The sequence below is a fragment of the Franconibacter helveticus LMG 23732 genome (assembly GCF_000463115.2).
GTDB lineage: Bacteria > Pseudomonadota > Gammaproteobacteria > Enterobacterales > Enterobacteriaceae > Franconibacter > Franconibacter helveticus.
This window is the reverse complement of record NZ_AWFX01000057.1, coordinates 291,448-312,747: the sequence shown is the minus strand read 5'-3', so window position 1 is coordinate 312,747 and position 21,300 is coordinate 291,448. Positions and strand designations below refer to the sequence as shown.

At 52.2% G+C, this 21,300-nt stretch carries 19 protein-coding genes and 1 pseudogene; 6 read left to right on the top strand and 14 right to left on the bottom strand.

The features are described from left to right. Nucleotides 1-17: 17 nt before the first annotated feature. The 9 genes from DW56_RS20900 to gmk form a co-directional block, all read right to left on the bottom strand. A complete protein-coding gene (locus DW56_RS20900) occupies nucleotides 18-1,001 on the bottom strand; it encodes a fimbrial protein (RefSeq protein ID WP_024551548.1) in 984 nt (327 codons plus the stop codon). Between the two features lie 2 nt (nucleotides 1,002-1,003). After that, the gene (locus DW56_RS20895; RefSeq protein WP_024551549.1) at nucleotides 1,004-3,466 is read right to left on the bottom strand and encodes a fimbria/pilus outer membrane usher protein; all 2,463 of its coding nucleotides are present in this window, start codon (nucleotides 3,464-3,466) and stop codon (nucleotides 1,004-1,006) included. A gap of 13 nt (nucleotides 3,467-3,479) precedes the next feature. After that, entirely contained in the window at nucleotides 3,480-4,187 is a 708-nt protein-coding gene (locus DW56_RS20890; RefSeq protein WP_024551550.1) for a fimbrial biogenesis chaperone, read from the bottom strand. Between the two features lie 101 nt (nucleotides 4,188-4,288). Then, a complete protein-coding gene (locus DW56_RS22215; protein ID WP_081711393.1) occupies nucleotides 4,289-4,879 on the bottom strand; it encodes a fimbrial protein in 591 nt (196 codons plus the stop codon). 337 nt (nucleotides 4,880-5,216) lie between these two features. Next, nucleotides 5,217-7,298: an ATP-dependent DNA helicase RecG gene (gene recG / locus DW56_RS20880; RefSeq protein ID WP_024551552.1), complete on the bottom strand. Its 2,082-nt coding sequence runs from the start codon at nucleotides 7,296-7,298 to the stop codon at nucleotides 5,217-5,219. Between the two features lie 3 nt (nucleotides 7,299-7,301). Next, nucleotides 7,302-7,991, bottom strand: a complete 690-nt coding sequence (gene trmH, locus DW56_RS20875) for a tRNA (guanosine(18)-2'-O)-methyltransferase TrmH (RefSeq protein WP_024551553.1) — start codon at nucleotides 7,989-7,991, stop codon at nucleotides 7,302-7,304. A 4-nt stretch (nucleotides 7,992-7,995) separates the two neighbouring features. Next, nucleotides 7,996-10,113, bottom strand: a complete 2,118-nt coding sequence (gene spoT / locus DW56_RS20870; protein ID WP_024551554.1) for a bifunctional GTP diphosphokinase/guanosine-3',5'-bis pyrophosphate 3'-pyrophosphohydrolase — start codon at nucleotides 10,111-10,113, stop codon at nucleotides 7,996-7,998. 18 nt (nucleotides 10,114-10,131) lie between these two features. Next, nucleotides 10,132-10,407 carry a DNA-directed RNA polymerase subunit omega gene (gene rpoZ, locus DW56_RS20865; RefSeq protein WP_000135058.1) on the bottom strand — a complete coding sequence of 92 codons (276 nt, stop codon included), beginning with the start codon at nucleotides 10,405-10,407 and terminating at the stop codon, nucleotides 10,132-10,134. Between the two features lie 54 nt (nucleotides 10,408-10,461). Continuing rightward, the gene (gmk, locus tag DW56_RS20860) at nucleotides 10,462-11,085 is read right to left on the bottom strand and encodes a guanylate kinase (protein WP_024551555.1); all 624 of its coding nucleotides are present in this window, start codon (nucleotides 11,083-11,085) and stop codon (nucleotides 10,462-10,464) included. Nucleotides 11,086-11,340: 255 nt separating this feature from the next. Here gmk and ligB point away from each other — a divergent pair. Further along, nucleotides 11,341-13,036 (top strand): annotated as a pseudogene (gene ligB / locus DW56_RS20855) (NAD-dependent DNA ligase LigB). Here the strand turns inward: ligB and DW56_RS20850 are convergent. Further along, nucleotides 13,031-14,683, bottom strand: coding sequence for a phosphoethanolamine transferase (locus tag DW56_RS20850; RefSeq protein WP_024551556.1), 1,653 nt, complete (start codon nucleotides 14,681-14,683; stop codon nucleotides 13,031-13,033). The pseudogene ligB and the gene DW56_RS20850 sit on opposite strands and share 6 nt — an antisense overlap. 325 nt (nucleotides 14,684-15,008) lie before the next feature. Next, nucleotides 15,009-15,872 carry a YicC/YloC family endoribonuclease gene (locus DW56_RS20845; RefSeq protein WP_024551557.1) on the bottom strand — a complete coding sequence of 288 codons (864 nt, stop codon included), beginning with the start codon at nucleotides 15,870-15,872 and terminating at the stop codon, nucleotides 15,009-15,011. A gap of 123 nt (nucleotides 15,873-15,995) precedes the next feature. Here DW56_RS20845 and rph point away from each other — a divergent pair, with 123 nt between their 5' ends. Together rph and pyrE are read left to right on the top strand one after the other, a co-directional pair. After that, entirely contained in the window at nucleotides 15,996-16,712 is a 717-nt protein-coding gene (gene rph / locus DW56_RS20840) for a ribonuclease PH (RefSeq protein ID WP_024551558.1), read from the top strand. Nucleotides 16,713-16,776: 64 nt separating this feature from the next. Beyond that, complete coding sequence (gene pyrE / locus DW56_RS20835) at nucleotides 16,777-17,418, top strand: orotate phosphoribosyltransferase (RefSeq protein ID WP_024551559.1); 642 nt, start codon at nucleotides 16,777-16,779, stop codon at nucleotides 17,416-17,418. Between the two features lie 30 nt (nucleotides 17,419-17,448). Here the strand turns inward: pyrE and slmA are convergent, their stop codons facing one another. The 3 genes from slmA to coaBC all read right to left on the bottom strand — a co-directional run bounded on the left by slmA (nucleotide 17,449) and on the right by coaBC (nucleotide 19,818). Continuing rightward, nucleotides 17,449-18,045 (bottom strand): nucleoid occlusion factor SlmA, encoded by a 597-nt coding sequence (gene slmA, locus DW56_RS20830; protein WP_024551560.1) that lies wholly within the window; start codon nucleotides 18,043-18,045, stop codon nucleotides 17,449-17,451. A 122-nt stretch (nucleotides 18,046-18,167) separates the two neighbouring features. Further along, nucleotides 18,168-18,626 carry a dUTP diphosphatase gene (gene dut / locus DW56_RS20825; protein WP_024551561.1) on the bottom strand — a complete coding sequence of 153 codons (459 nt, stop codon included), beginning with the start codon at nucleotides 18,624-18,626 and terminating at the stop codon, nucleotides 18,168-18,170. Continuing rightward, the gene (gene coaBC, locus DW56_RS20820; RefSeq protein ID WP_024551562.1) at nucleotides 18,604-19,818 is read right to left on the bottom strand and encodes a bifunctional phosphopantothenoylcysteine decarboxylase/phosphopantothenate--cysteine ligase CoaBC; all 1,215 of its coding nucleotides are present in this window, start codon (nucleotides 19,816-19,818) and stop codon (nucleotides 18,604-18,606) included. Before coaBC ends, dut begins: the two co-directional genes overlap by 23 nt. A gap of 169 nt (nucleotides 19,819-19,987) precedes the next feature. Between coaBC and radC the strand changes: the two genes are divergently transcribed. From radC to rpmG, 3 genes are all read left to right on the top strand, one after another. Further along, on the top strand, nucleotides 19,988-20,659 hold the full coding sequence (gene radC, locus DW56_RS20815; RefSeq protein ID WP_024551563.1) for a RadC family protein: 672 nt from the start codon (nucleotides 19,988-19,990) through the stop codon (nucleotides 20,657-20,659). Between the two features lie 213 nt (nucleotides 20,660-20,872). Then, nucleotides 20,873-21,109: a 50S ribosomal protein L28 gene (gene rpmB, locus DW56_RS20810; protein ID WP_004388471.1), complete on the top strand. Its 237-nt coding sequence runs from the start codon at nucleotides 20,873-20,875 to the stop codon at nucleotides 21,107-21,109. An 11-nt stretch (nucleotides 21,110-21,120) separates the two neighbouring features. Further along, on the top strand, nucleotides 21,121-21,288 hold the full coding sequence (gene rpmG, locus DW56_RS20805; protein WP_003024094.1) for a 50S ribosomal protein L33: 168 nt from the start codon (nucleotides 21,121-21,123) through the stop codon (nucleotides 21,286-21,288). Nucleotides 21,289-21,300 lie beyond the last annotated feature (12 nt).

The window sequence follows — 21,300 nt, the reverse complement described above, 5'->3', positions numbered from 1 at the left end:
TTTTTATGTTTCCACTTCTAAAGATAAGTTATTCGTAGCGTAATTTGCGATTTTACTTTGCCCGCTTTAATTTCTTTTCCTGTTGCTGCATAACGTACCGCCAGCGGTAGAGGAAATGTATTTTGCTGTGAAGGCAGTGTAATTTCCAGCGGATTATGCGGCATTAGTACACTACCGTTATATAACATCTCTATTCCTACATTTTGTGCTGCATTTCCTGTCTGTACATTTGAAAAAACTGACGGGAAATTGGCATTATTAATTCCTTCAATATTAATGCTGGCCTTTCGGGTATTCATACATTGAAGGTTTACGCCTACCGGATAAGCGGGTTGCGTCGCCTGGCGCATTAATGCGCTGTCTTCAACAGGCGGCAGAGTAACCTGCGGCGTTATCATCTGGATAGCGCAATGGGCCTGCGCGGCCAGTACCGTTAAAGCCAGATTAACGACCAGCGAATTATCATTAAAAGAAACCAGAGACGGCGCGCTGAAAGTAGCCGTGCTGCTCTGCGTGAAATCTCCTGTTTTAATTACTTCGATTCTGAAACTTATATCTTCCGTGGAGACGGGTTGATGTGTAATGTTATTTAGTGTCTCGCTAAAAGGTAAAACCCACTCCTGATGTGCCGCGCCCGGTTTATCATAGATAACGGTAATACGTATACCTAATCCAGGTATTTCAGTGGCGTAAATATTCTGCCCCCGCTGCGATGTGGAAATACGGCCGGTTAGCGTTTTTCTTATTGCCTCCAGACACGCTTCGCTAACCGTTTCATGAATGCCCGTCAGTTGCGCCAGCGAGGCCTCTTTTTTAAAAAGCACCGTGCCCGTGGGTGCCTGGCCGGTATTATCCGGCAGCTTTACGGTTAATGGCACTGTCAGGTTAAGCGGCTCTGAACGTGCTGTTTTCTGGCAGCCATCCGCCATGGCATAAAAGGCTGCGCCCATTAAGGCGATTCCAGGCAGGATTGTCTGCAACAGGCGAGAGTTCTTTTTCATTTTTACTGACACTCAAGTGTGATAATAGCTACCGGCAATTTTTCCTGCTCTTTTTGCGGTAACGTAAAGGGAGCGGAACACGTTTCATTGTCTCCCCATTTAACATGCAATACGCCCTTATCTGGCGCGGCGTTCAGATACACTTGCCCGCCATCGCCGACGTAATAAACGGCATCGCTATCGTCGATTTTGGCCCGGGCGCCAAAAGGCAGCGTTTTGCCATGGTAATTTAAGGTCGCCACCGCTTTACGGCCGGATATCGCTTTAAACTGCGCAAGCACGATGGCGTCTTTTGTCGGCACAACATGCGTAGAAGTGCTGGCGAAATCCAGCGCCTTGCTGGCTCTACGCATATCAATGCTCAATGGGTTGCGATGGTAAGGCCGTATATCCGGCACGATGGTATAACCGTTAGCGTCGGTCATAATGTTCTGTCCGTTATTCAGCGGTACATCCTTATGACCAGGGATCGCCACCAGCGCGGCGCCGTTGTTAAAATATTTTCCGGCGGTGATGCCGTGACGATGGGCCAAAAGGCTGCCGGACGCGCTCCATGAAACGTACTGGTTGCGATCGGCATTCCAGGTAGCATCCATATCGCCGTACCGCCCGCGATAGTTAATTCCCAGCGAAGAGGACGTCGTGTCGCTTTGATCGGGTTGGGAAAGATAAGACAGGTTGCCGTTCCAGCTTAGATTGTCATTGTCGCCAACCCGGCCGTTGACGCCCAACTGGTTTGAAAGATCGCCCTTAAGTCCAGAAGTGCCGGTATAGGTGACCATGGGCTGCACCCGCGGGAAAGCTTCGTTAAAAGGCACCGACAGCGTTATCGACAGCTGCTTATCCCATTGCGGCGCGCTTTCATTGCGCGTCATGCTGTAAGCAAGCGAAAAGCTGACGGTTTTCCACGCGCCATTCCAGCCAAACTGCCACATGCGTGAAACCGTATTATCGTTGTTTTCTGTCCGGTTAAGCGTGGTATAGAAGCTGTGCCCGTCCGTTACCGGTTGGTTAATCGTCAGGTTATATTCCCGGCGTTTACGGTTAAGGTTGTCAAGCGTGGTGGTGTCCGCCCAGTCGCTGAACGACTGGTAATTACGAAAGTAATAGTGGTTATCGAGCTGGATCTGCGTATCTGTTTCCGCAATCGTATTACGGTAGGTCAAACGCACCATGTCGCCTGTTTGTTCAGCCGTAGTGTCGTGCCGGTATTTGCTGCGCGTAATATCAAGCGCCACGCCGCCAAGACGCAGCATATCCAGCCCGACGCCAACGCTAAACGCTTTAAACATCTCGTGATACTGGCTGCCGCCGTAGACAGTGGTATTTAACGGCAAACCCCATGAGAGTGCGGCCTGAAGCAGGTTGGGCTCTTTTTCCAGTCCATCGGCGGTAGAAATATAACGACCAGCCGCCAGCGTGTATTTTAACTGCCAGGTGCGCAGCAACTGCGGCACGCTGGAGTAGCTCACCGTATTATGCGTTTCTGAACCATCCGCTTCCGTTATCACCACATCCAGCTTGCCGCCGCTCGAAACCGAAGACAGATCGCTAATCACGAATGGGCCTGGCGGCACGGAGCGTTCGTAAATCGTGTAACCGTTGCTGCGCACCCTTACCCGGGCATTACTTTTAGCAATGCCGCGAATAACAGGCGCAAAACCGGTGAGCTGATCCGGAATCATGTCATCATCGGAATTGAGCTGTACGCCGCGGATCAGCAGCGCATCAAAAACGTTGCCAGAGGTACTGGCGTCGCCCACCGACAGCTCGCTTTTTAGCGCACGGATAGCCGTTTCGACATAGTTGGTGATGTTCTGCCAGCCGCTGTCCTTGTTCAACGTCGCGTTATTGCGATAGCGCCAGCGGCCAAGGTTCAGCCCATTCCTCAGGTTGGCGTAAAGGGAATCGGTTACATTTCCGCTGCGCTTGATATATTGCTGGCCGGAAAGCTGATAGGTGTTGAAGAGCGCGGGCAGCCCATCATCCCACTCTTCTTGCGGAACGCCTGTTAAGGTTTCATCGCGCAGCACCGTCTGGGGAATATTGACGCTCAGGTTGAGTTTGGAAAAATCAAAACTGGTTTTTGTGCCCGGGACCTGCTCTTCCATCGGCGCGCAGGCTTTTTTTAGCTCGTTATCTTCAGCTTTTGAGTTTACTTTGCTCATATCCACTCCCAGCTTTTGATAGTTACTAAAAGAGAGGCACGGCACCAGCCGTTTCTCTTTATCCAGTTCAAACCGAACGTTACTGGTCATCGTCTCGGCGCCATTGACGTCAATGTGCACCATATAGGTGCCCGGTGGCTGATAACCCTGGCTCAACAGTGTGGTATCGCTAATCGTCGCGTTACCGTTTACTGACTGAAGCAATCCAGGGTCAAAATATTCTCCCGCTACCGCCGTACGAGAAAAGAGTACCGACGCGACAAATGAAGCGAGCCACGTAATCCTTGTGTCGCGCATACTGCCCTGTTATTTACTCGAGAGGCTGTGATAAAGGCTCAGAGGTTGCGCCAGCGTCATTAACCGCATCCCATTCCACGGCGGAGCCGCTCGCAGGCTTATGCTTCAGCGTGTAGGTTTTTGAGCCAAACGCTGGAATGACGGTATTATTCGTGACCACGGAAACAGGTACCGATTCTTTATCAATAACAATCTTGTTCAGTACCAGGTTAAAGGGAGTATCGTTTTTCGCCGTCACGTTATTACCGGAGCGTATCCAGTGTAATTTTTTGACCGCCTCATCCGGCGTGCCCTCTAAGCCTGCGGGACGAAAGAAAAATTTAATGCGGTTATTGATAGCCAGCACCATGCGGCTTTCGATTTTGGTTTCTTCATCATTCAGGCCCGGCACGCCCTTCACATCCAGCCAAAAAAGACTTTCTCTGTCGGTGGGCAATCCTTTACCTAAATAAACGACGCGGATGACGTTATCGCTTTTAGGCGCAAGGCGAAAAAGCGGAGGTGTAACAACAAACGGCAAATCTTTTTTCACAGCGCTGTCGCCCGCGTCAAGCCAGGACTGCACTAAATAGGCGCGATCTTCATCACTGCGAACGGTAACAGAGGCATCACCCTCTTTTTCATTATAAACAAGGCGATCTGCGCTAAGCATCAGTGCTGCATTGGACATTCCTGACCAAAAAGCCGCACTCATCATTACCGTCAGGAATAGTTTTTTCATTGCAAATTCCACAAAAATAAAATGCTCGTTAATGTCATTACACCTGGTGTGGGGCCGCTAATAACTTATTAATAAACCAGGTTTGTTAATAAGAATTAAGATTAGAGGCGTTCTACCTGAACCGTTATAGACGTTTGTACTGACCCGGCCGTAGGGGCTGCTGCGCCTCTTAACTGGATCATGGCGACATAAAATGGATATTTCTGATTTAACGCCGGTACGGTATCAACATTAGGTTTAATGATAGTGCGGTTGGTGCTATAAACCTGTACGCCAACACCTTTTGCAGCGGTATTGCTGGTTGATGCGTTAACAAAGGCGTTGCCGAAGTTTGAATCCGCTGTACCCATGAATTTAATCGCCATCGCGCCGCCTGAAGCGTTAGTGCAACTTCCAACCAGACGAGCTGAATTTGGATACAGAATATTTGATTTAGGTACCGTGACGGACTGAAGCGGTAACGATGGAAGATAGTGTCTGCCTAAATCCAGCTGACTATGTTCCAGCTCAACCGAGCAATCCGCATTGGCGCTGCGAAGCTTTTTCGTTACTTTCCCTACTATTGTTAACGACCTTGTTACATCTACTGCCTGCGCCGCATTGGCTATAAATAAGCCGCACAGCGCAATAGCTAAGACTCGTTTTTTCATTTCAGATGTCCCTTTAAACTTTTTTCCTGCCATTAATGCCATTTCGCCAGTGAGTTTTTTTCTACAATCTTAAAAACCTGGCGGAAATGGATCATAACGATGCACGAATACCTTATCAAATAGGGCGTGAGAGGGAAAAATGCCCTATGAAATGCTATTAATTAACATGGTTTATACTTGTGCTATGAATAGCCGAATATATTTTTAAAATTATTAGGAATAGCGCCCGGTTATTAGCGCTGGAAGGTGGGCTGGTATTTTTAAAAGAAATAATGCGCGTTAGTAATATTTGTTATTTGGATTTTATAAGAAGTGATGAGTTACAAACGATTGATGGCGCGAATACTATTTTGACTTATAAAAAATTGTAAGTTTTTGCTTACGCATTGGAATAGCGTTCTGTTTCCGGCATCCAGCGTTCAATCAGAGCGGCTGCCTGGGCTGGATAACGCTCGTGAATGTGGCGCGCAACGCGCTGTACTTCGGGGATCAGTGCCTGGTCGCGCAGCAGATCGGCTACTTTGAATTCGGCGTTGCCGGTCTGGCGCGTGCCCAACAGCTCGCCCGGGCCGCGGATTTCCAGATCTTTTTGCGCAATCACAAAGCCATCATTACTGTCGCGAAGCACCTGCAAGCGTAGTTGCGCTGTTTTAGAGAGAGGAGATTTGTAGAGTAAAACGCAATGCGAGGCGACAGCGCCGCGGCCTACGCGGCCACGAAGCTGATGAAGCTGCGCAAGGCCCAGCCGCTCCGGGTTTTCAATGATCATCAGGCTGGCGTTAGGCACATCAACTCCCACCTCTATCACCGTTGTTGCTACCAGCAAATGCGTTTCGCCCTGCTTAAACGCCTGCATGACTGCCTGTTTTTCTGCGGGTTTCATGCGGCCATGCACCAGTGCTACCTTGAGTTCCGGCAACGCTGCTTTCAGCTCTTCCCACGTCGCCTCGGCAGCCTGAGCCTCAAGCAGTTCCGACTCTTCAATCAGCGTACAGACCCAGTAAGCCTGGCGGCCTTCTTGAGTGCAGGCGTGCCGCACCCGGTCGATAATATCGCCGCGGCGCGTATCGGGGATGGCGACGGTTGTCACTGGCGTACGGCCGGGCGGCAGTTCGTCTATCACCGAGGTATCGAGATCCGCGTATGCCGTCATCGCCAGCGTTCGCGGGATAGGCGTCGCGGTCATAATAAGCTGATGCGGGTGAAAGCCCTGCTGCTGACCTTTTTCCCACAGCGCGAGGCGCTGATGCACGCCAAAACGATGCTGCTCATCAATAATGACCAGCGCGAGGTTTTTAAACTGCACGTGCTCCTGGAAAATAGCGTGCGTGCCGACGACCATCGCGACCTGACCGCTGGCGATGGCCTCCTGCTGCGCCTGGCGCGCCTTCCCTTTCTGCTTACCGGCAAGCCAGCCAACCTGAATGCCAAGCGGTTCAAACCAGGCGCGGAAATTATTGGCATGTTGTTCGGCGAGAAGCTCGGTGGGCGCCATCATCGCCACCTGCTGGCCATGCGCGATAGCGCGTAATGCGGCAAGAGCGGCCACCAGCGTTTTACCGGAGCCGACGTCTCCCTGCACCAGGCGCATCATGGGAATATCCAGCGCCATGTCATGTTCTATTTCCGCCGTTACGCGCGCCTGGGCCGCGGTGGGCTTAAACGGCAGCGCGCGAAGGAATTGAGCCTTTAAGGTTTCTTTGGCATCAAGCGGCAAGGCACGATAGCGTTGCGCGCCCGCCCGCAGCGCCAGCATGCTCAGGTTATGCGCCAGCAGTTCTTCTAAAATTAAGCGCCGCTGCGCCGGATGCTTGCCGCTTTCGAGATCGGCCAGCTGTAGCGAAGGCGGCGGGCGGTGCAGCGTGCGGATGGCTTCTGGCAGGCTCATTAAGCCTTGCGACAGTTCGGCAGGCAGCAGTTCGGCCACCGGGCAGGTTTCCAGCACTTCCAGCGCCTGGTCTGTCAGCTTGCGAAGCGTGGCCTGGCGAACGCCTTCGGTTGTGGGATAAACCGGCGTCAGCGTTTCCTGCAATTCAGTGGTTTCCAGATCCCCCTGCACACGGTATTCAGGGTGTATCATCTCCGCGCCAAACTGCCCGCGTTTTACCTCGCCGTAGGCCAGTACCCTGCGCCCGTGCGCCAGGTTATTTTTCATACCGGGGTTGAAGTTGAAAAAACGCAGCGTCAATACGCCGGTGCCGTCGCTAAGCTGGCACACCATCATGCGTTTACGGCCAAAGACAACGTTACAGTTCAGCACTTCGGCTTCTACCGTGGCATAAACGCCAGGCAGCAGGTCGCTAATGGTGGAAAGTTGAGTGCGGTCTTCGTAACGGAGCGGGAAATGGAAGAGCAGATCCTGAACGGTATGCAGGCCAAGTTTCGCCAGCCTGGCGCTCTGGCTGGCCCCTACGCCGGTAAGCGAGCTGAGCGGAACCGCATCCAGCAGGCGGCCTTTCATGATTTACTCCGCAGCCTGCATTGTTGCCCACCAGCCCGCATCGGCTTCAATTTCGCCATTCTGATCCACAGAGGGGTAGGGCAAGCCTTTACGCTTCGCCACTCTCGCCAGCACCGGATAACCGCCTTCAAAAAGCAGGCGCTGCTGCTCAGCCAGGGAAAGCGTGCTGTTTTCCCGCTCGTACATGCCGGCATTTTGCCGCTGGCGCTGCGCCTCGTAGAGAATCAATGCGGACGCGACGGAAACGTTGAGCGATTGCACCATGCCGATCATCGGAATGATGATGTCCCGGTCGGCCAGGGCCAGCGCTTCCTGCGTGATGCCGGTTTTTTCCTGACCCATCAGAATGCAGGTCGGGCGGGTATAGTCAATTTCGCGAAAATCGACTGCTTTATCAGAAAGATGGGTGGCGAGAACCTGCATGCCTTGCGCTTTGAGCAGGCTGACCGCATCGCCAATAGTGCGGTGCGTTTTTACTTCCACCCAGCTATTGCTGCCAGCCGCTGAGGAAGCCATTGTACGCATGCGGTTGCCGGGCCAGACGGCATGCACTTCGTGTACGCCAACTGCATCTGCCGTGCGGATAATCGCCGAGACGTTATGAGGTTTATGCACCTGCTCCATGCAAACCGTCAGGTCTGGCTGACGGCGGGCAAGCATTTCACGGATTCGCGCGTAACGCTGTGGATTCATAACGCTAGTTTCTGTTGCGGTTAACTTTGATCACATCCGGCATCACGCGGATTTTACGCATAATATTTGCCAGATGGATGCGGTCGCGCGCGGTCAGGCGAATGAATGCGCTATAAACGCGACCATCTTTCTCTTCGGTGTTCAGGCTCTGGATATTGCTGCCAGCCGTGTTAATCGCCGCTGTCAGATTTGCCAGCGCGCCCTGGTGGTTAAACATATCCACCTTAATTTCGGTGATAAATTCCTGCTCGGTCTCTTTATCCCACTCAACCGCCATGAATTTTTCCGGCTCTTTCTGGTAACCGCGAATGTTTCGGCAGGATTCATGGTGGATCACCAGCCCTTTGCCGGGGCTGACGTGGGCGACAATCGGGTCGCCAGGGATAGGACGGCAGCATTTCGCAAAGGTGATAAGTACGCCGTCTGCGCCTTTAATCGGCAGATGGCTGTGGCTTGTGGAACTGCTTTGCGGCCCGGATGCAGAGGCCTCGCCTTGCAGAAGGTTTTTCGCCACTACCACGCTCATGGCGTTGCCAAGGCCAATTTCCGCCAGCAAATCATCAAGCGTGGCGAGCTTCATGCGCTCCAGCTCGCGCTGAATGTTCTCTTGCGGAATTTCGGCAAGCTTGCGGCTGCCGCCAAGCGCATGGTTAAGCAGGCGACGTCCCAGGCTTACCGAATCGTCGCGCTTGAGGTTTTTCAGCATCTGGCGGATTTTGGCGCGCGCTTTTGAACTCACGACAAAGTTCAGCCAGGCTGCATTAGGCCGGGCGCCCGGCGCGGTGATAATTTCCACCGTCTGCCCGCTGGAGAGCGATTGGGAAAGCGGATAAGGCTGACGGTCAACGCGCGCACCGACGCAGGCATGGCCGATATCGGTATGTACCGCGTAGGCGAAATCAACAGGCGTCGCGCCGGCGGGCAGTTCGACGATACGGCCTTCCGGGGTGAAAACGTAAATTTCATCCGGGAAGAGATCGGATTTAACGCTTTCGATAAATTCAAAGGAGCTGCCTGCGCTCTGCTGTAGCTCCAGCAGGCTTTGCATCCAGCGCTGCGCGCGGATTTGCGCCGTCGTGCTGCTTTCGTTGCGCTCTTTATAAGCCCAGTGCGCCGCGACACCCATTTCCGCCATCTGATCCATATCTTCCGTGCGGATTTGCACTTCCACCGGCACGCCGTGCGGACCAATCATGGAAGTATGCAGGGACTGGTAGCCGTTCGCTTTCGGGATGGCAATGTAATCTTTCATGCGCCCCGGACGCGGCTTATAAAGGCTGTGCATCTGGCCAAGCACGCGATAACAGGTATCCACATCCCTGACGATAACGCGAAACGCGTAAATATCCATGATGGAGTGGAAACGCTGTTCTTTGAGCACCATCTTGCAGTAGATGGAATAGAGGTGCTTTTCACGACCGCTAACGCGGCATGGGATCCCCGCTTCCTGTAAACGCCCTTCAATTTCAGAGAGGATTTTCTGAATCATCTCTTTGCGGTTGCCGCGCGCTGCTTTCACGACCTCTTTAATGACGCGATAGCGGTTGGGGTAAAGCGCTTCAAAACCGAGCTCTTCCAGCTCTGTCTTCAGGTGATGAATACCGAGACGGTGAGCCAGCGGACTGTAAATTTCAAGGGTTTCACGGGCGATACGACGACGCTTATCGGGGCGTAAAGAGCCCAGCGTGCGCATGTTATGCGTGCGGTCGGCAAGTTTGATGAGAATGACGCGGATATCCTGCACCATCGCCATAATCATCTTGCGAAAGTTTTCGGCCTGCGCCTCTTTCTTATCGCGGAATTTAAGCTTATCGAGCTTAGAGACGCCCTCTACCAGTTCAGCTACGCTTTTGCCGAACAGCTGCTCCATGTCCTGATAGGTGGCGGGCGTATCTTCAATCACGTCATGCAGTAGCGCGGCCATGAGCGTTTCATAGTCGAGTTTCATCTCGGCCAGAATGCATGCCACCGCTACCGGATGCGTGATGTAGGGTTCACCGCTTGAACGTGCCTGACCCTCGTGAGCGTCACGTGCAACGAGATAAGCCTGCTGCAGGCGCTTAATCTGGTCCTGCGGCAGGTATTGTTGAATCAGCTGATTCAGGCTTTCAAACAGATACAAGGGCTACCCGCAGAGTTATTAACGACGACCTTCAGCAATCGCGGTGACGGCCTGCAGTTCTGCGGCTTCCTGCTCCTGCTGCTCCTGGCGCTCGCGTACGTCGAGGATCTGGTTATTAATCAGACCTTCTTCAATTTCGCGCAGCGCGATAACGGTAGTTTTATCGTTTTCTTCCGGTACCAGCGGATCTTTGCCGCCTACCTGCATCTGACGAGCGCGACGAGCGGCGACCAGCACCAGATCAAAACGGTTACCAATTTTCTCTACAGCGTCCTGAACAGTTACGCGTGCCATACTAAAAATGCTCCACAGATGAAGAAATGACTGGGCATGATACTGAAAGTGGCTTCAGTCTGCCAATAGTTTGGTGATTAAAGCGTCATGTCGCTGCTTTTGGCGGCTCATACGCAAACGTTCGGCGCGAAGGATGGTTTTCAGATCGGCCAGCGCCATATCGAAATCATCATTCACAATAAGATAATCATATTCAGCGTAATGGCTCATTTCCGCGACCGCCTGCGCCATACGTTTCGCAATAACCTCTTCGCTATCCTGACCGCGGCCGCGCAAACGTCGATCTAACTCTTCTTTTGACGGAGGCAGAATAAAAATGCTGCGCGCTTGCGGCATTTTTTTACGGATTTGCTGAGCGCCTTGCCAGTCGATATCCAGAAAGATATCCACGCCAGTCGCCAGCACTTGCTCAATAGTAGAACGCGAAGTCCCGTAATAATTGCCAAACACTTCCGCATGCTCAAGAAAAGCATCTTCAGCAATCATGTTTCTGAACTCATCATGATTAACGAAGAAGTAATGCTCGCCGTGCACTTCGCCGGGGCGTGGACCACGCGTGGTATGCGAGACCGAAACTTGTGAATCGTAAAGCGGTTGTGTCTTTAAAAAAGCCTGAATAAGACTGGATTTACCCGCGCCGCTGGGGGCGGAAATAATATAAAGCGTGCCTTGAGCCATGAGTCTGTTTACGTCCTGGTGTGCCAAAAGAGGAGGCGTATACGGGCTTATTATACACGTAGCGGCTGTACGACGTAGCCTTTGTCACACTTTTCATCTTTAGCTTCTGTTTTTGCGTACCCGCTTCCAGCTCTGCGCAACTTTTGCGGCTCTGGCGTTATTTCTTTGAAAACAGCTCCATAAACGCTTGTTTCTTTGTAGCGCAGCGGCGCAGCCAGGCTTATGTTTCGGCGAAAGTGCGCAAGGAGATGCGGGATGAGAATCAGAATGTATTGGCTATTGGCCAGCCTGTATGGTTTCGGCGCTCAGGCGGGCTGTCCGGACTGGCCTTTACCTCGGGCAAAGGACGAAATATCTCATCTCCAGGCGCAGCTAACGCGCTGGGATGAAGCCTACTGGCAAAAAGGAGAAAGCCAGACCAGCGACGCGGTGTACGATCGGCTTAACGCGCAATTAACGCAATGGAAGCGCTGTTTTCACCAGGAGGCGGTTCAGAACGCGCCGCCTGCGCTGGCGCGGGGCCGCACTCCTCACCCTGTCGCGCATACCGGGCTGCGAAAGCTAACCGATGCCAGCGAGCTCAGAGAGTGGATGCATCAACGCACGTCAGTATGGGTACAGCCCAAGGTTGACGGTGTGGCGGTGACGCTGGTTTATCGTCATGGCGAATTGCAACAAGCGATAAGGCGGGGTGATGGTTTATATGGGGAAGACTGGACCGGAAAAGCACGACATATTCCCGCTATTCCGCAAAAGGTTGCTGGGGCACTAAAAAATAGCGTATTGCAGGGCGAGATTTTTTTACGTCGTCATGGGCATTTGCAGAAAACAGCAGGCGGCATTAACGCCCGGGCGCTGGTCGCGGGTGCGATGATGCGCCGTGAACCCTCGTCATTACTTAAAGAGCTGGATGTTTTTATCTGGGCCTGGCCGGATGGTCCCATAAATATGAAAGCGAAATGTAGAGGCGCTGGCAGCAGAAGGTTTTAGTCTGACAAAAGCGTGGACGAAACCGGTGAAGACCCGCGCAGAGATCGCGCAGTGGCGGGAACACTGGTTTACTACGCCTCTGCCGTTTGTAACCGATGGTGTGGTTGTGCGCGACGACAGCGAGCCTGCCGGTAAATTCTGGCGGCCGGGGCAAAGCGAGTGGGCTGTGGCCTGGAAATACCCGCCTGTAAAGCAGATGACCACCGTCAAGGGGATCCGCTTCGCAACGGGGCGTACAGGTAAAATTAGCGTTGTCGCAGATCTGGAACCCGTTTTGCTTGATGATAAATGGGTGAGGCATACCAATATTGGCTCAGTTTCACGATGGCATAAATGGGATATCGCCTCAGGCGACAGCGTCGCGGTAAGCCTTGCGGGACAGGGCATTCCCCGGCTCGATGAAGTTATCTGGCGCGTGGCGAAGCGTGATAAACCGAAGCCGCCAGCCAGGCAATCGAACGCAGCAGTAAGCTGTTTTTATGCATCTCATGAATGTGAAGCGCAATTTCTGGCGCGGCTGGTATGGCTAAGCCAGAAATCCGTGCTTGGCCTGAGCGGATTGGGAGAAGCGTCCTGGCAACAATTGCATCAGGCGCAGCGTTTTGAACATCTTTTTTCCTGGCTCGCGCTTGCGCCAGACGCTTTATCGTTAACGCCCGGTTTTTCCTCCCGCAGGGCGAGCCAGCTCTGGCATCGCTTCTCCTTTACGCGCAAGTTGCCTTTTCGGCAATGGCTTAAAGCGCTGGGGTTGCCGTTACCCGCCAGCGCTTTGCAAGCATTACCCGATCAAACCTGGCAAGAGCTAAGCGCACGCAATGAAACCAGCTGGCAGCAATTGCCTGGCGTTGGAGCAGAGCGTGCGCGGCAGCTTGTCAGCTTCATCCACCATCCGCAGGTTAGCGCACTGGCTGAGTGGCTAAGTAAGCAGCAAGTTACGGGTTTCACCAACAAGGCGCTATAAAGAATTTTTGCTCGCTTTTTTAACCGTGATATCAGGCTTAGGGTCATTAAAATGCGCCCTGAGCTGTTGATATTCGAATATATGACGACCGCCATCCATTACAGGGAACGTGTTATCCGGCTGAAAACAGGCATCAAATAATGAGCGGCAGTTTGGTTCGCCCGTCTTAATGCCCATCCAACTCAACATCAGGAAATAATTGTTGGCGGTAGACCAGGGCGTTTCAATTTTGCCTGTCTTACGTGGCTGGCTTTTAAGCGCATTGTCGCTGTACCAGAGGAACTGTGGTACATCATAAGCTTCTTTGCTTGGAAAGCGTGAACCATGCATATAAACAGATTCAAGCTGGGCATTTTTTTCCAGCCCGTGGTCAGAAAAATAGAGGAGTGAGGCGGAGCGATTCGTCAGGCGTTCCATGACCTCCGCCAGAAAATAGTCGGTGAAGCGAATCGCATTGTTATAGCAATCCTCATATTTATTCCCGGTGTGAAAATAATCATGAGATTCAGGATAACGCGTACAGGCCAGTTCATGGCTGCCGTTGATATGGAGAAAAATAACTTTTTTGCCGGGCTGTTTTAGCGCGTCATCAAACCAGGGCAATAACTCATCATCATAATGACCGTCAACCCAGTGCAGATGGTGGCTTGCGGCAGCGATAGCTGCTACGTAATTATTGCTCTTGCCGCTGTTGCCCTGCGCGCTTATCCAGTAGGTGTTAAAGCCTGCTTTATTAGCCGCATTCACGATGTTTTGCGAGAGGTTGTCGACAGTAAAATGTTCAGCATCCGCACGGCTTAATATCATTGGAACCGCCAGTACGGTCGCTGAAGCCGGGGCAATGGCTTTTTCGAAAATAAGCGCATTATTGCCAATCTTCATTTCAGCCGGCGTAGTGCTCAATGGAAAGCCATAAAGCTGCATATTGCTACGGCGGGCAGATTCGCCAATGACCACAACATACGTCTCTATATTCTGATCTTGCCAGGTCAGGTTGGTGTAATTTTCTCCACCCTGACCGACTTTTGCCGCCAGCTGGTTATCGCGGTTAGCAATAATGAAATCCGCAGCGACATAAAATGGAGTGTTCACCAGGATGCGCGCAGCTAAAGGATAATAGACTTCTTTATCTTTTTGCTTTTTAGACCAGCATGAAAAAGAGAACCAGCTAAAAAAGAGAACAAGCAACACAAAAGAGACGATACTTTGTCTGCGGTTTATTTTGTTTGATAATAAATGGATGGCTATTAATGTGAAGCTGAAATGCGCAATCGCGACTGGCATATAATAAAGATAAAGGCTCGCCATGCTTTTTATTTCGCGCATATGCGTGGTTAACACGCTCATAGCAAAGGCGACGTTAAACTCGCTCTCATAAATACTATAAGTACTGAAGTCAATGGCGAAATTAACTGACAGGCAGGCACAAAGCGCCAGCGAAATGATTTTTCCTGGCAGGCTTTTATAAATCGCAGCGGCGCTGGTAATCAGTAAAATATTACACACTGCAATACGTAATACAAACCTGGGCGGTTGTGTAAAAACAACGGGCCAAAGCAACATCAAAAGTGAGAGCGAAGCGCATAGAAAAAACGCGTTACGTTGCTCTTCACGTAACTTAGTAGCAACAATAGTGACAAAAGACATAATCTAAATTTTTTGTAATGGCCGCTGCTGGCCCTGAGTGTAGTGCGCTATTGTCACATACTTTGCGGCGCTTTCAATACGCAGAACCTGCTAAGTATAAGAATTGCGCATTTGTAGGGTAAATTTTAATCAATAAAGCGTCAAATTATAAATTTGTCTGAATAATAACCTTTATAAAGGCGGAAGGAGAAAAAGCGTTTTTGCTAGTGATGGGCAAATCGAAATAAATATTTTTATACGCGCAGGCAATGAGACATTTTCCGCGAAATGAGCGTGTTAAAAATAAAAAACCCGCTAAAGCGGGTTTATGCATCGTTAAAAACCACTATTCAATGTTCTGAATCTGTTCGCGCATCTGCTCAATCAATACCTTCAGCTCGATAGCGGAATTGGTTACATCGGCATTAATAGATTTTGATGCCAGCGTGTTCGATTCACGGTTGAACTCTTGCATCATAAAGTCCAGACGGCGGCCGACGGCTTCTTTTTTCTGCAAAATGTTGTAAGTCTCTTTAATATGCGCATCAAGACGGTCCAACTCTTCGGCAACGTCAATGCGCTGCGCCATCAGCACCAGTTCCTGTTCCAGGCGGTTGTTTTCAAGCTGCACCTGAGCATCTTCAAGTCTGGCGACCAGTCGCTCACGCTGCCATTGCAGGATAGAAGGCATCTGCGCGCGGACTTTAGCGACTTCGGCGCTTACGCCCTCCAGGCGCTGTTCGATAAGCGCTTTCAGAGCCTGTCCTTCTGTTTCGCGAGCGACGATAAAATCATCCAGCGCGCCGTCCAGCGCCGCCAGAATGTCAGCCGCAATAGCATCCAGATCCTGCTCCTGAGCCGCCATCACGCCTGGCCAGCGCAGAATATCGAGCGGGTTAATCTCGCCTTCGTCGCTCTGCATTTTTACCCAGTTCGCGGCGCTGACCAGCTGCTTCGCCAGTTTTTCATTGAGGATAAGCTCGCTTTGCGCGCTGGCGTCTGGTTCAAAACGCAGCGTGCACTCAATTTTTCCTCGCGTCAGGCGATTACGGATGCGCTCGCGAGCTACGGGTTCCAGGCTGCGAAACTGTTCCGGCAGGCGAAGGTAGGTTTCCAGATAGCGCTGGTTTACCGAGCGTAATTCCCAGGCGGCGCTACCCCAGTCACCCTTAATTTCTCGCCGGGCGTAGGCGGTCATGCTGCGGATCATAGTCATACCTGTTTTTAAAAAGAGTGATGCGATTATAGCTACCCCAGGCCTGGCAGGATAGGAATAAGCATCTTAAGTCCGTATAATGCGCAGCCACATCTGTTTCAAGCCGGAGAGAATTTCATGCGTCCATCAGGCCGTAGCGCTACCGAAGTGCGCCCAGTCACCCTGACCCGTCATTACACTAAACACGCTGAAGGCTCCGTGCTGGTTGAGTTTGGCGATACCAAAGTACTTTGCACCGCGACGATTGAAGAAGGCGTGCCGCGTTTTCTTAAAGGCCAGGGGCAAGGGTGGATCACCGCTGAGTACGGCATGTTGCCGCGTTCAACCCATACCCGTAACGCCCGCGAAGCGGCGAAAGGCAAACAGGGTGGCAGAACGCTTGAGATCCAACGCCTTATTGCGCGTTCTCTGCGCGCTGCCGTGGATTTAAAATCGCTGGGCGAATTTACCATCACGCTCGATTGCGATGTGTTGCAGGCTGATGGCGGCACCCGTACCGCTTCCATTACCGGCGCCTGTGTGGCGCTGGCAGACGCGTTAAATGCCATGGTCGCCAGCGGCAAGCTGAAAGCCAATCCGCTAAAAGGGATGGTTGCGGCTGTATCCGTAGGCATTGTGAATGGCGAAGCGGTTTGCGACCTGGAGTATGTGGAAGATTCGGCTGCGGAAACGGACATGAACGTTGTAATGACCGAAGATGGCCGCATTATTGAAGTACAGGGAACAGCTGAAGGCGAGCCGTTTACGCATGAAGAGTTGCTCTCGCTGCTGGCGTTAGCCCGCGGGGGGATTGAATCGATTGTCACGTCGCAGAAGGCGGCGTTAGCAAATTAATTTTTAAGGCGACTGTGAAGTCGCCTTTTTTATGCCTGAAAAATGCTATTTGAGGAGCAAAGCCATGAAACCGTATCAGCGTCAGTTTATTGAATTCGCCCTTAATAAACAGGTTCTGAAGTTTGGCGAATTTACGCTGAAATCCGGGCGCACCAGCCCCTATTTTTTCAACGCCGGGCTGTTTAATACGGGCCGCGATCTGGCATTGCTGGGCCGTTTTTATGCTGAAGCGCTGGTAGACTCCGGTATTGATTTTGACCTGATCTTCGGTCCCGCTTACAAAGGCATCCCGATTGCCACCACTACCGCTGTGGCGCTGGCAGAGCACCACGAACGCGACGTGCCTTACTGCTTTAACCGTAAAGAAGCGAAAGACCATGGCGAGGGCGGCAACCTGGTCGGCAGCCCGTTGCAGGGTCGCATTATGTTAGTGGACGATGTGATTACTGCCGGCACAGCCATCCGCGAATCGATGGAAATTATCCAGGCCAACGGGGCCACGCTGGCAGGCGTATTGATTTCTCTCGACAGGCAGGAGCGGGGGCGCGGTGATATCTCCGCTATTCAGGAAGTGGAGCGCGATTATGGCTGTAAGGTTATCTCAATCATCACCCTGAAAGAGTTAATCGCTTATCTGGAAGAAAAACCTGAGATGGCAGCGCACCTGGCCGCGGTGCGCGAATATCGCGAGCAGTACGGGGTATAAAGATAAAAAGGGCCGAAGGGCCCTTTTTATTTACTGAAGCTGCGCGGCAAGCAACGGCCAGCGGGATTCAAACTCTTCAGTAGGACTATAGCGAAACTCGCTGCGGACAAAACGCGACAACATGCCTTCACAAAATGCCAGTAGCTGGCTTGCCAGCAAAGTTTCGTCCGTTGCATAACCTTCGCCTTCACGCATTCTGCGCTCACGCAGAACCTGCCGCAGTTGCGCTTCGATACGTTCAAAAAGCTGATTAATACGCCCCTGCAAACGATCCTGCTCAAACATCAACGCATGACCGGTAAGAATGCGCGTTAGCCCGGGGTTGCGTTCGCCAAACCCCAGAATCAATTGCACTATCAGCCGCAGGCGCGTGGTGGTGTCTTTTTCATCCTTCAGGATGAGATTGATACGGGTAATAAGGCTGTCTTCGATAAACTCTATGAGGCTATCAAACATCCGGGTTTTGCTGGGAAAGTGACGATAGAGCGCCGCTTCGGAAACGCCAACGGAAGCTGCCAGTTTCGCCGTGGTGATGCGTTGACTGCCATCGCTGGATTCAAGCATCTGGGCCAGAGACTGAAGTATTTCTTCGCGACGATTCCTTTTCGCAGTTTGTTTTTCTGACATGTTCTGAAAGACCCCTGAGAATACATTCTTGCCAGGCGAGCATCCACAAGCGACCACAGGCGTTATGCCTGTGGTAATTTATTCGCTTTATTTCGCTTAGGGTATGCGTTTAACCCGGGGGCTTACTGCCGCCCGGAGTGACCGAAACCGCCTTCACCGCGCTCGGTCTCATCAAAGGCTTCAACAAGGTTGAATTCTGCCTGTATTACCGGCACAAACACCATCTGTGCGATGCGTTCGCCGGGCTCAATAATGAAGCTTTGCTGGCCGCGATTCCAGACGGAAACCATAAGTTGACCCTGATAATCAGAATCAATCAAGCCCACCAGGTTGCCCAGAACCACGCCATGCTTATGGCCAAGCCCTGAGCGTGGCAGGATAACCGCCGCAAGCGACGGGTCGGCGATATGAATCGCAAGGCCGGTCGGCAAAAGCGTCGTGGCGCCCGGCGCCAGTTCTACGGCGTCATCCAGACAGGCGCGCAGGTCAAGGCCAGCAGAGCCAGCGGTAGCGTAAGTCGGCAGCGGAAACTGCTGGCCTACGCGCGGGTCCAGAATTTTAACGTCGATTTTTTTCATCATAACGGGTAACGATTTCGTCCAGTAAGAGATGGCCAAGGCGTTCTTTCCGCTCAAGCGGCAAGATTTTATCGCCCTCCTGCCAGAAAAGATGCAAGGCGTTATTGTCGCTATTAAATCCTTGATTTGATTGTGAAACATCGTTGGCGCAAATCAAATCGAGGTTTTTTTGCTGGCGTTTTTGCCGCGCATATTCTTCCACATTATTCGTTTCGGCGGCAAACCCGACGACAAAAGGACGATTAACCGCAAGCGCAGCAACGCCTGCCACAATGTCAGGGTTCTTAATCATCGTCAGGGTCAGTTCATCTCCCTGCTTTTTGATTTTTTCACTGGCGATTTCTGCCGCGCGGTAATCCGCTACCGCGGCGCAGCCAATAAAAATGTGCTGCTGCTGCGCGCGTTTTTGCACTTCCGCTTCCATTTCCAGCGCCGTGGTTACCTCTACACGCTGCACAAAAGGCGGCGTGGATAAGGCGACCGGGCCTGAGACTAAGGTTACGTTAGCGCCGCGCGCCGCCGCCGCCGCGGCAATAGCGAAGCCCATTTTACCGGAGCTGTCGTTGGTGATGTAGCGTACGGGATCGAGCCGTTCACGGGTGGGGCCGGCGGTAATCATGATATTAAGATGTTGCAGATCTTTGACAGGCGCGAAATGCTGCGCAGCCATTTCCACTATCACTAGCGGATCAAGCATGCGCCCCGGTCCGATATCGCCGCACGCCTGGCTGCCGCTGTCCGGGCCCCATAGTTGCAAGCCGCGCGAAGCCAGTACTTGCAGATTATGTTGCGTCGCAGCGTTGCGGTACATTTGCTGGTTCATCGCAGGCACCACAGCGACAGGAGAAGGCGTGGCAAGACAAATTGTGGTGACCAAATCATTCGCCATACCCGCTGCTACGCGGGCGATAAGGTCAGCGGTAGCGGGAGCCAGGATGACTAAATCCGCCCACTTGCCCAGTTCAATGTGCCCCATCGCCGCTTCGGCGGCAGGGTCCAGCAGACTATCGGAAACGGGATAACCCGATACGGCTTGCAGACTTAACGGCGTGATAAACGCCTTAGCCGCTTCCGTCATGGCGACGCGCACTTCTGCGCCGCGCTCACGCAGGCGACGCACCAGTTCAGGCGCTTTATACGCAGCGATGCCTCCACTGACGCCCAGAACGATTTTTTTTCCGGAAAGCCCAGTCATGATTTTTTTCCGTTAATAACGAATAAGGCGGGCATTTTACCACAATCAAAAAACAGGCGGGGCAGCACAAAAAATCGACTTTGCGAGATGGCGCGCAAGTGCGACAAGCCATGCTTTCCGACAACGGCGTTTATGGCAGGATAAAACCTTAATGTCAGGGAGACAGGCGATGGCGGACGATAAAACAGCGCTGGCGGGGCCTCGTGAAAAATTGCTTATTTATGGCGCGAAGGAGTTAAGCGACGCAGAACTGCTGGCGATTTTTCTGCGCACAGGCAAACGTGGCGTTTATGTCGTCACGCTGGCGGAACAACTGCTCAGGCAGTTTGGCTCGCTGCGCCGTCTTTTGTCTGCAACGCTTGATGAGCTGGGCGCGGTGGGCGGCATCGGCGTCGCGAAATATGCGCAGCTTAGCGCAATAGCTGAATTAGGCAGGCGTTACGCTGCTTCCTGGGTGCAGGCCGAACAACCGCTTTTAAGCCCTGAGATGACGCGGGAATTTCTCATGAGCCAGCTTGGCGATGAACAACGCGAGATCTTTATGGTGATCTTCCTGGATAACCAACACCGCGTCATTAAAAACAGCCGGCTTTTTGCCGGCACGCTGAGCCATGTAGAGGTGCATCCGAGAGAAATAGTGCGGGAGGCGATAAGCCTTAACGCAGCGGCAATCATACTTGCGCATAATCATCCTTCGGGTCATGCCGAGCCCAGCAAGGCAGATAAATTAATTACGGAGCGCATCATAAATTGTTGCCAGTTTATGAATATCAGGGTGCTTGACCACCTGGTTATTGGGCGTGGAGAATGCGTTTCTTTCGCCGAACGTGGGTGGATATAAGCCAGGCGAGGCGATCCATAGCGATCTTTTCTGTTCGGGACTTGAGCAGAAGGCCCCGGCAGCGTATACTACGCCACCTTTGAGAATCTCGGGTTTGGCATTTGGGCCTGGCATACGCGAGTTCACATTGAACCGCCAGACCGGGCTTTAGGCCTGACGAGGCGCCAATACCCTATACGAAGCTCGAGCTAATTTGATTTTTGGAGAATAGACATGTCCCGAGTCTGCCAAGTTACTGGCAAGCGTCCGGTGACCGGTAATAACCGTTCACACGCACTGAACGCGACTAAACGCCGTTTTCTGCCGAACCTGCACTCTCACCGTTTCTGGGTAGAGAGCGAAAAGCGTTTCGTTACTCTGCGCGTATCTGCTAAAGGTATGCGTGTTATTGATAAAAAAGGCATCGACGTTGTTCTTTCTGAACTGCGTGCCCGTGGCGAGAAGTACTAAGGAGCTAAATCATGGCTAAAGGTATTCGCGAGAAAATCAAGCTGGTTTCTTCTGCTGGTACTGGTCACTTCTATACCACCACGAAGAACAAACGTACTAAGCCGGAAAAACTGGAACTGAAGAAATTCGATCCGGTTGTTCGTCAGCACGTTCTTTACAAAGAAGCTAAAATTAAATAATTTTAGCGACTT